Raw genomic sequence first — 14,356 nt, 5'->3', positions numbered from 1 at the left:
GTCCTCCAGAAGTCAGCGGCCCGCCGCGTGTTTCCGGGCAGCGTCACCGAAAGCGCGGAAGATCTTCCTGGACAACCAGTCCGTGGTGGCGTACCACTCGGGATGCCACTGCACCGCGAGCCCGAAGGCCTGGCCATCGGCGACGGACACCGCTTCGACGACGCCGTCGGGGGCTTCGGCCTCGAGCCGCAGCCCCCGCCCCAGACGGTCGACGGCCTGGCCGTGGAGGGAGTTCACCCGTGCCGAACCGATGCGGCCGGTCAGCTCGTGCAGCGTTCCGCCCGGGCTGATCCGTATCCCGTGTGCGGGCAGGTACTGCTGGTCCCGCGGGAGTGAAAGGTCTTCGCGATGAGCCGGTGGGTCCAGGACGCGGAGGGTGCCGCCGTAGGCGACGTTCAGCTCCTGCAGCCCTCGGCAGATGCCGAGGAGCGGGAGACCGGCCTCGATGGCCGCCGGGATCACCGCGAGCGCGAGCGCGTCGCGATCGGGATCGAACGGACCGGGCCCGTCCGGCGCCGCGTAGCGTTCCGGGGCGACGTTCGTCTCATGGCCGCCGAACACCAGGCCGTCGAAGCGGTCCAGCTGGGCGGCGAAGGTGTGGCCGGCCCCCGGGATGAGGGAGACGGTGCACTCGGCCACCTCCTCCAGCGCGGCGACGTATGCGTGACGTACCGCGTCATGACGCACCTCGTCCCATGTTTCGGTCGAGCATGCGAGAGCGACGAGCGGACGGGTCATGAGCCGTCCAACGCCTGGCTGAGGTCGGCCAGCAGATCGTCGATGTGCTCGATGCCTACGGCCAGCCGTATGGACCCCTGGGTGACCCCGGCAGCGAGCTGCTCCTGCTCGGGAAGCTGGGCGTGCGTGGTGGAGGCCGGGTGGGTGGCCAGTGAGCGCACGTCACCGACGTTGGTCACGTGCGAGATCAGCCGGAGGGACTCGATGAACCTGCAGCCGGCTTCACGTCCGCCGGTCACCTCGAACTGCACGAGGGGCCCGCCGTTCCCCCCGAAGTAGCGTGCGGCGAGCTCGGCTTCCTCGCCGGTGGCGAGGCTGGGATGGCGCACCGACCCGACCTTGGGGTGGGTCTTGAGGAAGTCGGCCACCGCGGTCGCGTTCTCGCCGTGGGCACGCATACGCAGGTGGAGGGTCTCCAGGCCCTGGAGCAACAGCCAGGCGTTGAAGGGGCTGAGACAGGGACCCAGGTCACGCAGCAGGGTCTCGCGGGCCTTGAGCAGATAGCTGCTCCGGCCGAGCGGACTGTCCAGCTCCTTTCCGGTACGGGTCCACACCACCCCGCCATGTGCCGCGTCCGGTTCCGTGAGCAGCGGGTGACGGCCCGCGTGCGCCTCCCAGTCGAAGCGGCCGGAATCGAGGACGAGCCCGCCGAGGGTCGATCCGTGGCCCCCGATGTACTTGGTGGCGGAGTAGACCAGGATGTGGGCGCCGTGTCGTATGGGCCGGCACACGTACGGGACCATCGTGTTGTCGAGGACCAGCGGCACGCCCGCCTGCTCGCCCAGTTCGGCGACGGCCTCGATGGGGAAGACGCTCAGCCGCGGGTTGGGCAGGGTCTCGCCGAAGTAGCAGCGGGTGCGTTCGTCCGTGGCGGCGGCGAAGTTCTTCGGATCGGAGGGACTGACGAACCGGGTCTCGATCCCGAACCGCTTGAAGGTGTTGGCGAGCAGGTTCCACGTACCGCCGTACAGCTCGTTGGAGCTGACGATGTTGTCGCCGGCCTGACACAGATTGAGCAGCGCGATGGAGATCGCCGCCTGCCCGGAGGCGACGGCGAGCCCGGCCGCGGCCCCGTCCACCGCGGCCATGCGCTCTTCGAGCACATCGCACGTGGGGTTGTTCAGCCGTGTGTAGGCATGTCCGTCCTGCTGCAGGTCGAATATCCCGGCCGCGTCGGCCGTGCTGGGCAGTTCGTACGCGGAGGTCTGGTAGATCGGCGTGACGACCGGCGGTGTGATGCCGAGCCGCCATTCGTATCCGCCGTGGATGGCCGCCGTCTCCGCGGCACGGAATGCTTTGGGCTGTGCGGGTACCTCATGCCGGGACACCGTTGTCCTCCTCGTCTCGGACCATGGAGCGGACTATCGCGGTGATCGCGCTGGGCTGCCCCTGGGGACCGCGGTGCCACAATCCGCCGAACTGGGCGTCCACCTCTGCGTACTTGGGGTCGCGCATCCGTATCTCGCGTGCCTGGGGCAGCTTGTAGAAGGGCGTGCGCGGGTCGAGGTGGTGTTCCAGGTGGTAGTGGTCGTTGTGGATCCCGGTGAGCAGTCGCTCCCAGAGGCGACTCTTGCGATTGCGTGTCATGTAGAGGTCCACCGAGGAGTCCCGCACCAGAGGGGTGTGCTCCGACAACTCGATGTACCAACCCAGGATCTGAAAGCTGGTCAGGTAGGGGATGATCCAGAACAGCAGCAGTTCGATGGACCAGTCTCCGTACCAGGACATTCCCGCGACCGTCGCCCAGAATGCCCAGAAGCCGAGCCCGTCGAGTATCCGCTTTTGCCGTTGCACAGGATTCGCGGGGGCGGACGACTTCTCCGCCGCCCCTGTGAGCACCCTGTAGCGATTGCGGATGAGATAGCGGACATAGGCCCACGTCTGCGAGCCGAGCAGCGGCATGAGCACCACCCGCCGTATGTACGTCGGTGCCGGGGCCTTCTCGTAGGCCCCCTGCTCGATGAAGAACCGAAGGTCGGGATCGAGGTCAGGGCTGCCGAGGCGCGGGTGGTGCGTGTATACGTGCGACACCTTGTACGCGTAGTGCTGCTGAAAGATCGGGTATGCGGTCAGCACGGTACCGACGGCCATCTGCAGCTTGCGGTTCGATATGCCCACCCCGTGCGCGCAGTCATGAAGAATCGTGGACAGACCGCGCTGCCTGGCACCGATGACGAGGACTGCCAAGGGATAGAACCAGTACGAGCCGTAGACGCACAGCAGCACACAGCCGGCCATCCACACCAGGTCCTCGAACCACGCCAGCAGTGCATGCCAATTGTCAGGTGTGTTCAACGCCTTCAGGTCGCGTGCCACGTCCGCCGGGAAGCGATACATGGTGTATCGCCGACCGGTGTACGCCCAGTTCGTCGTGTCAGTGCTCACTCGCCCTCCTTTCCTCCACCTCGTTGGCGGTTTTTTCCTGTTCGGAGTTCATAAGAGCGGCCACGCGTGCCGTGCGCACAATCCGTGTGCCGCGTCGGAGGGACACTACGGGCACGCCGGCACGGCGCACCTCCGCGACAAGCGCAGAGACGGGGACGCATCACGTTGACTTTTGCCGGCTGTCGCTGTGGATTTCGCTTACTTCCCGGTCCGGCTGCGCGAGCGGGGCATCCGGATCCGCTGTGATGCGGTAATCGACCTTGTTCCGGACGGTCTCCACACGGTCCCGCAACTGACTCACGGAATCGGCGGTGACCGCGAAGCGGAGGAAGAAGTTCTCCCGCTCCAAGTCGGTGATCCGGTAGCCGTTGGTGATCTGCGCGCCGATTACGCCGGGCAGTGCGCGCAGGTCATCCTCCGTGGTGCTGACCTCGACCGTGCCGAGCTCGTCGCCTTCCATGTCGATCCAGCCGACGATCGGCCGGTCGCGGAACGGAATCGGCTCATCCAGCGTGAATTCACCCAGTGCCATGGAGACATAGGCGCCGATCGGGTCGATCCCGCTGATCTCGCGGACCGCGGCGGGGATCATGCCGCCGCCGGGGCGCGTATTGATCTCGATGAGCTCCGTCCGGCCGTGCTCGGTGGACCGGCCCTCGAAGTGCAGCCAGAACTGGTCGAGGCGGAGCTCGGCGCAGAGCGTGTTGACCTGCTCGCACAGGAGGCGCACACCCTCGCGCACGCAGTCCTGCTCGGGCGGATGGAACTCGAGTCCCGCATCGTGGTGCCTGACGTGGTCGTGCTCGGGCTTCTCGACCGCCAGGATCGGATGGAAACGGCCGTCGACGACGGGACCGTCCACGGAGAACTCGATACCGGGCAGATACTCCTCGACGATCAACTCCGTGTCGGCGAAGCCGGCTTCGTCCAGGCGGCGCCGGTAGGCGAGAAGCTCGTCCGGGCTGTCCACGCGGCTGACCAGATACGAGGCGCCGGAATCCGTTGAGGGTTTGACGATGGAGGGGAAGAAGTCCACCGTTGCCGGATCGCCGGAGAAGCGGATGCCGGACAGTCCCAGGGCCTTCATGCGCTCTCGGACCAGCACCTTGCTGAGCAGCACACGGCGACCCTCTTCGGCACCCGGGATGTCGTAGTGCGTGGCCAGGGCTATCTGCCAGGGCGTCAATGATTCGAGCATGTTGACGACGGCGACGGGGGCGATGCCCCGCTGTTCGAGCCGGGCTGTGAGCGCGGGCAGGTCCTCGCTGTACCAGTCGAACACGACATGGTCGTCGCATGTGTCGCGGTGGCGATTGTCAGGTAGCTCGGAGACCAGCACCGAACGCAGGCCGTGGGCTCGCACGTGTTCGGCGGCAAGGGACACGTTGCCGAAGTGCTGTTTGGAGAAGATGAGTACGGATTTCAAGCCGCGGCCTCCCGGGGTGTGGTGTTCGGCAGTGGTGATCGATTCATTGGCGAATTCGCGGTACGGGTACGCGAAAGCGACCAGTGTCCGGCGGGGAGGGCGCAGCCGGAACCGGACGTCAGGTTTCGAGGGTGGCACGGGTGGGGTTCGGCTCGAGTAATCGATGTGCGTAGTCGGGCGGGGGTGATGTCAGTCGGGTGCGTCGTGGTGGATGAACTTGTCGCGGACGCGCGGGGTGCGGGCTGCTTCGTAGGTTGCATTTTTACTGCGGAGGTTCGGTTATGTCCTTCTGCGACGTCGGCTCCACCTCTTAGAGACCAGCCCAACTCAGAAGGGAAGTGACTGACGATGTCAACAGACCTGGTTACGCGAACGAAGCGGGTGGCGATTGTCGACGCCTACTCGACAGGGAGTCTCCTGCCGGCCGTACTGGCCCAGTACGACATTGAGTGCGTGCATGTCCGGTCGCCCAACCCCGACGTCCTCCTGTCATCCGCCCCCGAGGGTTTCCTCGACGATTTCCGTCATTTCGGCGACGTCACGGCCACGGCGTCCGTACTGCGCAAGCACGGGGTCACCCATGTGATCGCCGGCCAGGAGGCGGGTGTCGAACTGGCCGACCAGCTCTCCGCCGAACTCGGAACGCCCGGCAACGGGATGAGCCGGCCGACTGCCCGTCGCAACAAGTACGAGATGGCCCTGGCCTTGCGCGACGCCGGCCTGGCACACGCGGCGGGCATGGTCTCCACCGACGCCGACGAGATCATCGCGTGGGTCGAGGAGACTGTGGGCTATCCGGTCATCCTGAAACCGGTCGCCAGCTCCAGCACGGACAACGTGGTGGCATGTTCGTCCCCGGAACAGGTTCGCGCTGTCCACGAGAGAATCATGACCAGTACCGACCGTCATGGAATGCCGAACACGACGGTGCTCGCGCAGGAGTTCCTGGAAGGGGACGAGTACTTCGTCAACACCGTCAGCCGTGACGGCAGACACCACACCGTCGAGGTCTGGCGGTACTTCAAGATCAGGCTCCCCGGCGGCAACATCATCTACGACTACAACGAGCCGCTGTCACCTGACGATCCGGTCGCCAAAGAGCTGGAGGCCTACACCCACCAGGTGCTCGACGCCCTGGAGGTGCACAACGCGGCCGCTCACACCGAGGTCATGCTGACCTCAAGGGGACCGGTGCTCGTCGAGAGTGCCGCACGCATGGGCGGTGGCCAGGTCCTGGAGATCAACAACCGCTGCTTCGGCACCAACCAGGTGGAGCTCCTCGCTCTGTCGGTGGCGCAGCCGGACGAGTTCGACCGGCTGCCCACCACCGCGTACCAGTTGCTGCAGCACCATCGTTTCGTGCATCTCGTCAATCCGAGGGAGCACGGCGTCATCCCGTCCCACGAGGCGATGGCCGCCATCCGCGCATTGCCGTCGCACGTCTTCACCGTCATGCGGCATGCGGAAGGGCAGTCGCTTTCCCGGACGATCGATGTCGCCACTCAGCCGGGATACGTGTTCCTCATCTCCGAGGATCCGGCGCAGATTCGCGCCGACTATCAGAAGCTGCGGGAGATCGAACGGGACTATCTCTACGACGGCAGCTCCCGCTAGGGGGTGTCCGGGGCTGCCACCAGCACGCGGCCGGGGCCCGAAAAGGGGGCGGCTGCCCTGACATTGCGGACACCCCGGGGTGTCGTCGAATTCCCGCCTGCCCGGCGGCGCCTTGCGATCGCACGCACCAGACACCGCCGGGCCCGCCCTTCGGGCGGACGACGGGAATTTGACGACAGGCCCTGGGAGTCTGCGGAGGAAACAGCTGCGACTGCGCGGCATCCACGGGATTCGTCATCCGTGTGATGGCCGCGCAGCGGTATGTGGGGGCTCTGGTGACGTCAGCGGGAGCCGGCGGTGAGCTGGGCCGGGGACGCGACGGATGATCGCCGCCACGAGGAAGCGGACCCGGTCCGCAGGGGCCGGCTCTGAGAGCCTGCCCGTGGAGGACCGGGTCCTGCTGGGTCGTCGCGTGTGGTTGTCACCGAGCAGAAGGTCCGTGACGACGGTGCCGCCGCCGGCCATGAAGGTGTCGAGTTGGAGTGGCGGCGAGCGCGACGTTGCGGGTCGCGCTCTCGCCGTGATCGTCCCGGTGCGACTACTCGCCCCAGTCCTCCTCGACCTCCGGCGCGAGGGCGAGCACCGTGGGGCTCAGCGCCATGATCTCCAGTTCGCTTCGGCAGCCCACGCACTCCAGAATCTCGTTGAGTCGCACCGAATCGCTGATCTGTACCTGCTCCTCGCACTCCGGGCAGGCCTGCATGGTGGTCATGTGACGGTTTCCTTTCAATCGGTTGTTCCGGAGCGGACCGCCATATCGAGGGCGCGTCGAATAGGAAGGTACGACCGCGCCCACGTCATGCGGGTCCGCGACAAGTTCATTCACGGCGACACATTGCGCTGACCTTTCTCTCCCGAGGCTGATCATCTCGCTTACTCCCGCGCGCCCCTGGTCGGTGTCACCCTTGAAGCTGGTCCGGATTTTTCTTGGTGCAAGCCCTGAAATACAGTTCTGGAGGTCGCGGCTTGAAATCCGTACTTATTCTCTCCAAATGGAATGCCGGCGGCGTGGCCCCCGCTGTCGCACGGCTGCGAGCCCGCGGTTTGCGTCCGGTACTGATCTCCGATCTTCCTGACGACCGCAACCGCGACACATGCGATGACCACGTCCTGATGGACTGGGACAGCGAGAACCTGCCCGCGCTGACCACCCGGCTCGACCGCCGTGGCATCGACCCCATCGCTGTCGTCAACATGCTCGAAGCGTTGATGCCCTGGCAGATCGCCATAGCCACGCACTACGGTCTTCCGGGTGCTGACGCCGGCCGCAATGTGCTGCTCAGCAAGACGCTGGTCCGAGAGCGCATGCGGACCCTGGGGCTGTCCGGCATGCGCTTCTCCGGGGATCCCGCGGAGGTGGACTTCTTCCCCGCCATCGTCAAGCCCGCGGATCAGTCCGGGGCGTCGCGGCTGGTTCGCCGGGTGGACGAGCCTGCCGAGCTCCTCGCCTACGAGCGCTATCTGACCGAACTCGGCCTCGGCGACACCCGGTTGATCGTCGAGGAGTACCTGCCCGGCACCGAGTTCACCGTGGACGGCCCCGTCGTCGCCGGCCGCTTCCATCCGGTCCTGGCCGGCGAGAAGCCCGACCTCGACGAAAGCAGGCACCACGACGCGGGGATCAATCTCCATCCGCCTCAGCAGGACCACGTGCGTGACGGTGTGCGTGCTCTGAGCGAGGCGATCAGCACGCTCTGCGCCGACCTCCGCCTCGACCAGCTCTGGCTGCACGTCGAGGGCCGGAGCACCGAGGACGGCCGGACGGAGCTCGTGGAGATCAATCCACGACCTGGTCGCGGCATGCATTTCCCGGCGATCCACGAACCCGGCGGGATCGACCCGATCGAGGCGTTCATCTCGATGTCGCTGGGCGAATTCACCATGCCACCGGACCAGGTGGACCCGGTCGGCGACCAGCCGATCACCGGCCTGGTCTACGTGGAGGCCGACGAGCTCGGCACCGTCGAGATCAGCACCGGCGAGGACGACTTGCGTGAACTACCCGGTGTGGTCAACGCGGACGTCATCAACGGCTACCAGGTCAGCAGCCTGGAGCAGGAGAACTTCTTCCTCGGTTTCACGGTCACCGCCGATTCCGTGAGCCAGTTGCGTGCCCGCGTGGCGACCGTCCTCAGCACGCTCGATTACCGCATCACGGCACAACCACAGACGTGACGCCGGCACCGCCCCCAGGTGATCCGATCGACAGAGACGTGTGAGCCTCTTTCATCCCCGCGTGAACAACGACTCCCGCGGGGATGAAAGAGGCTCGATGTGGTTTCGGCATGCACGTACGGGTCGGGCAATCGCCCGACCCGTGACGTCAGCTATGTGGTGACGACTTCCCGATCGGGGCGCCCGGAACGGGCCGCCGTGTCGAGGGCGGTACGGACCGTCTTCACGACCCGCTCCGCGGTGAGGTCGTAATGCGCGACGAGATGTTCCTGGTTGCCCACCTCGTCGACGAACTGATCCGGCATGCCCAGCCGCAGCACCCGGGTGGGCGCCGCCTCCGCCAGGGTCTCGGTCACCGCGCCGCCGAGGCCGCCGCTGCGCCAGTGCTCTTCCAGCGTCACCACGAGCGAGGCCGGCCGGGCCGCGGCCACCAGCGTCTCCGCGTCGAACGGCCGCAGGGTGTGCATGTTCAGCACGGTGGCCTCGATGCCTTGCCCGGCGAGGACGTCCGCCGCGGCGAGGCAGGCGAGCACCGGGTACGGACCGCAGCTCGCGAGCACCACGTCGCCGCCCTGCCGCAGCGTCTGTGCCTGCCCGATGACCGGTGGCGGGGCTGCGGGAAGCGGCGGTGACGGCTTGCGGCCGAGCCGGACGTACAGCGGTCCGGACAGGTTCAGGCTCTGCTCGACGAACGCTTCCGTGGCGGCGGCGTCGGCAGGCACCACCACGGTCATGCCGGGCAGTACCCGCATCACGGCGAGGTCTTCCAGCGCCTGGTGCGTCGGACCGAGGTGGCCCGCGGCGAGACCGCCGTGGGTGGCCATGATGCGGACCGGCAACCGGTTGTAGGCGATGTCGATCTTGATCGCTTCCAGTGCCCGGGAGGTGGCGAAGGCGGCCATCGTGTTGACGAACGGGACCCGCCCGCAGGCGGCCATCCCGGCGGCCATGCCCATCAAGTTGTGCTCGGCGATACCGAGGTTGAGGTACTGGTCGCCGGCCGTCGCGGCGTACTCGGCGTTGAACAGACCGGTGTCGGAGTCCAGGCACATCAGCTCGGGATGCTGCTTCAGCAGGGGAAGCAGGCTGTCCCGGTACGCCTCCCGGGTCGCGCGGCTCATCCGGTGGCCTCCGTGGCTCGTAGGGCGCGGACCGCCCGTGCGTGGTTGCGCGGCGACAGCGTCACGTAGTGGCTGGCACTGCGGCCGGCGAGGAACGGGAGCCCCTGGCCCTTGACCGTGCGGGCGATCAGCACGCTCGGCTTGCCCGGTTCCCACGGCGTGGCGCCGAGATGGTCCGCCAGTTGGCTCGGGTCGTGCCCGTCCACGTCGCGGACCGCCCAGCCGAAGCTGCGCCAGCGGTCGGCCAGGGGTTCCATCGGTGCGATGCCCTCGGTGGAGCCGGTCAGCTGCAGTCCGTTGCGGTCCACCACCGCCACCAGCCGGTCCAGGCGCAGCGACGCGGCCGCGATGGCCGCCTCCCACACCGAGCCCTCCTGGAGCTCGCCGTCGCCGAGCAGTACGAAGCTGCGCGCGTCACGGCCGGCGTACCGGGCGGCCAGCGCGAATCCGCAGCCCAGGGCGAGTCCGTGGCCGAGCGATCCGGTCGGCATCTCCACACCGGGCACCGCGCGCACCGGGTGGCCCATCAGCCTGCTGCCCGGGCGTCCGTATCCGGTGAGTTCCTCGACCGGGAAGAAGCCCCGTTCGGCCAGCGTCGCGTAGAGGCCGACGGCGGCGTGGCCCTTGCTGAGCAGGAAGCGGTCGCGATCCGGGTCGTCCGGCCGCTGCGGGTCCACGTTCAGTACCGAGAAGTACAGCGCGGCGAGCACGTCGGCACAGGAGAACGCGCCGCCGAGATGGCCGCCCTCGGGCCCCGCGCACATGTCGACGACGTGCGAGCGGATGCGTGCGGCGACCGAGTCCAGGGTGTCCCGCTCCAGGACCTGGGTGGCGGTCATGACGCCGCCTTCGCGAGCGTGGCCACCATGTCCCTGTTCGCCCACACCTTTTCGAAGGCGTCCGCGTACAGGCCGAGCAGTTCGCCCGCCCCCGGGTGGAGGTGGCGCTTCTGGATGGTCAGGGAGTCGGCGATGACCGCGCGGGTCACCGGGTAGTCCTCGCCCGCGACCGCTGCGGGCGCACCGGTCACGGACCACGGGTAGCCCGAGCCGAAGCCGACGCGGTCCACGAACACCTTCTGGTCGGGCAGCGGCATGAGCTGGTACTGCGACATCGGTACGCCCTCGGCGCGCAGCAGTCGCCGCAGAGCCGAGCGCAGAGCCTCCGGTCGCACCCCGTCCAGACCGAACGCGGCCGGGTCGAACCGGAACCGCAGGATGTGCCAGGCGTGGGTGGTGTCCGGCAGCGCGGTCGGCACTTGCAGGCCGGGCAGCTGCGAGAGCCGCGCGAGGAACTCGGTGACGTTGTGCTGCCGCGCGCGCTCGTACCCGTCGAACCGGGCGAGCTGTGCGTCGGTGAACGCGGCCTGGAGGGCGTTCATCTTGTAGTTCCAGCCCAGACCGTAGGACACGTAGTCGCGCTCGCGACCGCTCTCGATCACCTCGCCGAACTGCCGGCCCCTGCGCATCGCCTCGGCCAGCCCGGCGTCGCGGGTCACCAGCAGGCCGCCTTCACCACAGGTCGGAATGTTCTTGCTGACCTGGAGGCTGAAGGCACCCGCGTCGCCGATGCCGCCGACCGGCCGCCCGCGGTGGGTCGCCCCGGGAGCCTGTGCGGCGTCCTCGATCACCGCGATGCCGTGCTTGCGCGCGATCTCGGTGATCCGGTCCATGTCGGCGGGCGCGCCGTGCAGGTGCACGGGGATGATCGCCTTGGTCCGGTCCGTGATCCGGCGCTCCACGTCGTCCGGATCGATGTTGAAGGTGACCGGGTCGATGTCGGCGAACACGGGAACGGCCATCTGGTGCACCGGTGCGAGCCCGGTGGCGATGAAGCTGAGCGCGGGCACGATCACCTCGTCCCCCGGTCCGACGCCGAGCGCGGCCAGCGCGAGGGCCAGGGCCGCGGTGCCGTTGGACACCGCGACGCAGTGCTCGAAGCCGAAGCGCCGGGCCCAGTTCTCCTCCAGTACGGACACCGGATTCACACCGTCCGTATCGGACACCAGTCTTGCGCCGTCGAGCGCGTCGAGGACGGCCTTGCGGTCCTCCTCCTCGACCAACGGCCACTGCACACGGCGCCGGTCCCTCGGTACGGTCGCCGTACCGCCGAACGCTGCCAGCTTGCTCATCACTCTCCACTCCACTCCGGTCACGGTGGTCGATGCCTGCGCGGTCACAGCCGCGCCGCCGCCGCGCCGACGGCGTCCACCGCACGCGCGTACGCGCCGCGCAGCAGCGTCGCGTGGTGCGCGATGTCGGGTGCGACCGCGCGCGGGTCCTCGAGCCCGTGCGCACCGGTGAACCGCAGTCCGGTCCACGCGTGCGCGACGGCCTCGACCGCGCGTCCCGCTCCGGCGAGCGCCGGATCGTCCCACTGGCGGCCGCAGCGGCGCAGCAGTTCACCGTGGAGTGACGCCTGCGCCTGCATGCCCCAGCCGAACGGATACAGCTCGCGCAGCGCGCCGGCGTCCGAGGCCCGGCACCGGTCGAGGAGTTCCGCGGCGAACTCGTCGTATCCGGCGAGACCGGTACGGGCCGAGCCGGCCGTGGTGAAGCCGTCGACGTCGGTGCGCAGGAAGCCGCCGAGCAGTTCGGGCGTCAGGGGCGCGGGCGGGGCGTCGAGGCGGACGTCGAGACAGCGTCTGCCGATCCGTGCGTCGCTGAAGAACGCGTCCTGGACGTCGGTCGGGTTCGCCGAACCCCAGCTCCGCAGGAACTCCTCGATCGGGACGGCACCGCGGAAGGCGGGCGGCATCGCGTCCGAGACGTAGACCACCCCGCGGGTCTCGTCCAGGCCGTAGACCACCACGAGGTGCGCGGCGTGCACGTCCCCGTACGCGGGCCGGAACGGCAGGTGGTAGTTGTCCACGGCGGCGATGACGAGCCGGTCGTCGGCCAGCGTCTCGCGCACCTCCCGCCACACGTCGTCCTCGTCGGCGGGCTGCCACCAGCGCGCGCGCAGCGCGTGGTGCGGGGCCAGCGCGGCACCGAGGTCTGCGCCGCCGGACTCGTCCGGGGGGCAGGGGTAGTAGAACTCCTCGGACCTGACGTCGCCCGGCAGGTGCAGGAACCGCCAGCCCGCGCCGAGCACGGACAGCGGGTCGGCGCCCTCCCGTATCAGGAGTGAACCGAACGTGGACTGAAGGCAGCTGACGAGGTCGCGGTACCACCACTCGGGTTCCGGTCCGGTGATCATGTACGTCCGTGCCGTCACGTCGACGGTCATGTCAGGGCTCCGTCCGCTGGAGGGTGACCGCGAAGACATGCACCGCGACGTTGCGGGGCAGCAGGATGCCGGTCAGGCCGGCGCGCCGGGTGACCGGCACGCGCTGCGCCCACATCACCGCCGGAACGCCTCGTTGCACGTGGTGCGGGTAGTGCATGACGAGGCTCTCGAACGCCTTGACCTCACCGAACCACGCGGGCGCCGACCAGAAGTCGGAGATCCGCAGCGGTTCCGCGTCGACCGAGCCGTCGGCGAAGTTCAGCTCGACGGTCTCCTCGCAGCGCCGTTCGGACGCCGCCAGGACATGGATCCAGTCGTAGCGGCCCTCGGGGACGCGGATGAACTGTCCGGCACAGCGGACATTGTCCGGTCCGTCGCAGACCGGAGGAAACTCGAAGGGAACACCGTCCACGTGGACGAGGCTCTTGCCTTCGGGCAGGTATTCGGCCGCAAACGAGTTTCCCCATACATTGAAGGCCCCCGCCTTGGTCTCCGTCGCCGCGGAGATGGCCGTGTTGTTGCGATGGCCGGATATGTCGACCGGATCGCACAGCCGGGTTCTGGCGGAGGACACCGAAATGCCCGTCAAGTGATCCACCTCACTGAAGCGCAGTTTTGCATTTCAAACCTAGACCGCTGGATCGCGCTGTTCGTCCGTCCCGCGATTACCGGGGTATGCGCCGGGTAATCCTGGCGACTATTCCGGCCGACCGGTCACGGCTTCACGGCTGGAGCGCGACGGCGCGCAGCTTCTCGTAGTACGGCAGGTGGTAGTCGCGGTAGGCCCGCAGCACCGGGTCCGCCGCGACCGCCTCGGCTCCGCCGCTCTTGCTCCGCGTGAAGCCGGTGGTCTCACTGGTCGACTTGTGCCACTTGCTGGTCGACTGCCATTCCGACCGCATGCCCGGCTTCCAGCTCAGCGCGTCCGGAACGAAGGGGATGCCCACCGCCGCGCAGTACGCCCGCACGGTCTCGGCCGGCCGGTCGAGCAGGTCGTCGGAGTCGATCACGACCGGCGTGGTGCCGGTGGCGGCCTGTACGGCGGTGAAGATCTCGTGCAACCGGGCGAAGCCGATCTCGTCGCGGCCGAGGTCCGGGTTGAGCGCGTGGTGCGAGGCGATGGCCTCGGCCGGGTCGCGGATGATGAAGGTGTGCGTCGCGGCCGAGAGGAAGGCCTCGTCGGCGAGCAGCGCCGGGTAGTGGAAGTCCGTGGTGTCCTTGAAGAACACCGGCTTGTGCGCCGCGATGGCACGCAGCGCCGCGAGCACGTCCTGCTCGGTGTGCGCGACCCGGTCGCCGACCTCCACCTCACCGAAGTCGACCACCCGGGAGAACGGCTCGTGCACGACGACGCGGTCGTCGCGCTCCGTCATCATCCGCGCGAACGCGGTGGAGCGGCAGCGCGGCGCGCTCCACAAAGCGAGCACCGGTATCCGCTCCGATGTGTGTCCCACGATTTCCCCCTCTTCTTGGGCGACAGTGAACTCTTGTGGCGGTTATTCGAATCCGGTCAAGAGTGACACAGCGGCCGCCGGGGACGGGTAAGCAGGCTTCGCAGTCACCGGGGATGAAAGTCAACACGATGCGTCCCCGGGCATGAACTTGTCGCGGACGCGCACGGTGCCGGCATGCTCGTAGTTTCTTTTTCACGCGGCAGGCCGGTTATGCC

The 14,356-nt window shown here is 68.0% G+C and carries 13 protein-coding genes; 2 read left to right on the top strand and 11 right to left on the bottom strand.

The genetic code is table 11. The features are described 5' to 3' along the window. Positions 1-12 precede the first annotated feature (12 nt). The 4 genes from PV963_RS29890 to PV963_RS29875 all read right to left on the bottom strand — a co-directional run bounded on the left by PV963_RS29890 (position 13) and on the right by PV963_RS29875 (position 4,549). Positions 13-738: a gamma-glutamyl-gamma-aminobutyrate hydrolase family protein gene (locus PV963_RS29890; protein ID WP_274819106.1), complete on the bottom strand. Its 726-nt coding sequence runs from the start codon at positions 736-738 to the stop codon at positions 13-15. Next, entirely contained in the window at positions 735-2,066 is a 1,332-nt protein-coding gene (locus PV963_RS29885) for an O-acetylhomoserine aminocarboxypropyltransferase/cysteine synthase family protein (RefSeq protein ID WP_274819105.1), read from the bottom strand. Before PV963_RS29885 ends, PV963_RS29890 begins: the two co-directional genes overlap by 4 nt. Then, positions 2,053-3,123, bottom strand: a complete 1,071-nt coding sequence (locus PV963_RS29880) for a fatty acid desaturase family protein (RefSeq protein ID WP_274819103.1) — start codon at positions 3,121-3,123, stop codon at positions 2,053-2,055. Before PV963_RS29880 ends, PV963_RS29885 begins: the two co-directional genes overlap by 14 nt. A gap of 160 nt (positions 3,124-3,283) precedes the next feature. Beyond that, positions 3,284-4,549 (bottom strand): ATP-grasp domain-containing protein, encoded by a 1,266-nt coding sequence (locus tag PV963_RS29875; RefSeq protein ID WP_274819101.1) that lies wholly within the window; start codon positions 4,547-4,549, stop codon positions 3,284-3,286. Between the two features lie 381 nt (positions 4,550-4,930). Between PV963_RS29875 and PV963_RS29870 the strand changes: the two genes are divergently transcribed. Then, the gene (locus PV963_RS29870) at positions 4,931-6,163 is read left to right on the top strand and encodes an ATP-grasp domain-containing protein (RefSeq protein ID WP_274819100.1); all 1,233 of its coding nucleotides are present in this window, start codon (positions 4,931-4,933) and stop codon (positions 6,161-6,163) included. 538 nt (positions 6,164-6,701) lie between these two features. Here PV963_RS29870 and PV963_RS29865 read toward each other — a convergent pair. Beyond that, positions 6,702-6,866, bottom strand: a complete 165-nt coding sequence (locus tag PV963_RS29865; protein ID WP_399163497.1) for a lysine biosynthesis protein LysW — start codon at positions 6,864-6,866, stop codon at positions 6,702-6,704. Between the two features lie 227 nt (positions 6,867-7,093). Here PV963_RS29865 and PV963_RS29860 point away from each other — a divergent pair, with 227 nt between their 5' ends. After that, positions 7,094-8,338, top strand: a complete 1,245-nt coding sequence (locus tag PV963_RS29860) for an ATP-grasp domain-containing protein (RefSeq protein ID WP_274822154.1) — start codon at positions 7,094-7,096, stop codon at positions 8,336-8,338. Positions 8,339-8,490: 152 nt separating this feature from the next. Here the strand turns inward: PV963_RS29860 and PV963_RS29855 are convergent, their stop codons facing one another. From PV963_RS29855 to PV963_RS29830, 6 genes are all read right to left on the bottom strand, one after another. Continuing rightward, on the bottom strand, positions 8,491-9,459 hold the full coding sequence (locus tag PV963_RS29855; RefSeq protein WP_274819097.1) for a transketolase family protein: 969 nt from the start codon (positions 9,457-9,459) through the stop codon (positions 8,491-8,493). Next, on the bottom strand, positions 9,456-10,298 hold the full coding sequence (locus PV963_RS29850; RefSeq protein WP_274819095.1) for a transketolase: 843 nt from the start codon (positions 10,296-10,298) through the stop codon (positions 9,456-9,458). The genes PV963_RS29855 and PV963_RS29850 overlap by 4 nt, the downstream gene beginning before the upstream one ends. Then, complete coding sequence (locus PV963_RS29845) at positions 10,295-11,590, bottom strand: DegT/DnrJ/EryC1/StrS family aminotransferase (RefSeq protein WP_274819093.1); 1,296 nt, start codon at positions 11,588-11,590, stop codon at positions 10,295-10,297. Before PV963_RS29845 ends, PV963_RS29850 begins: the two co-directional genes overlap by 4 nt. 44 nt (positions 11,591-11,634) lie before the next feature. Beyond that, positions 11,635-12,687, bottom strand: coding sequence for a BtrH N-terminal domain-containing protein (locus PV963_RS29840; RefSeq protein WP_274819091.1), 1,053 nt, complete (start codon positions 12,685-12,687; stop codon positions 11,635-11,637). Between the two features lies 1 nt (position 12,688). After that, complete coding sequence (locus tag PV963_RS29835; RefSeq protein WP_274819090.1) at positions 12,689-13,285, bottom strand: hypothetical protein; 597 nt, start codon at positions 13,283-13,285, stop codon at positions 12,689-12,691. Between the two features lie 124 nt (positions 13,286-13,409). After that, positions 13,410-14,141, bottom strand: a complete 732-nt coding sequence (locus PV963_RS29830) for a sulfotransferase family protein (protein WP_274819088.1) — start codon at positions 14,139-14,141, stop codon at positions 13,410-13,412. Positions 14,142-14,356: the final 215 nt, after the last annotated feature.

It is taken from the genome of Streptomyces coeruleorubidus, assembly GCF_028885415.1.
In the GTDB taxonomy this organism is placed as follows: Bacteria; Actinomycetota; Actinomycetes; order Streptomycetales; family Streptomycetaceae; genus Streptomyces; species Streptomyces coeruleorubidus_A.
Note: the sequence above shows the minus strand (reverse complement) of the source record. Positions and strands in the feature narration are given on the sequence as shown.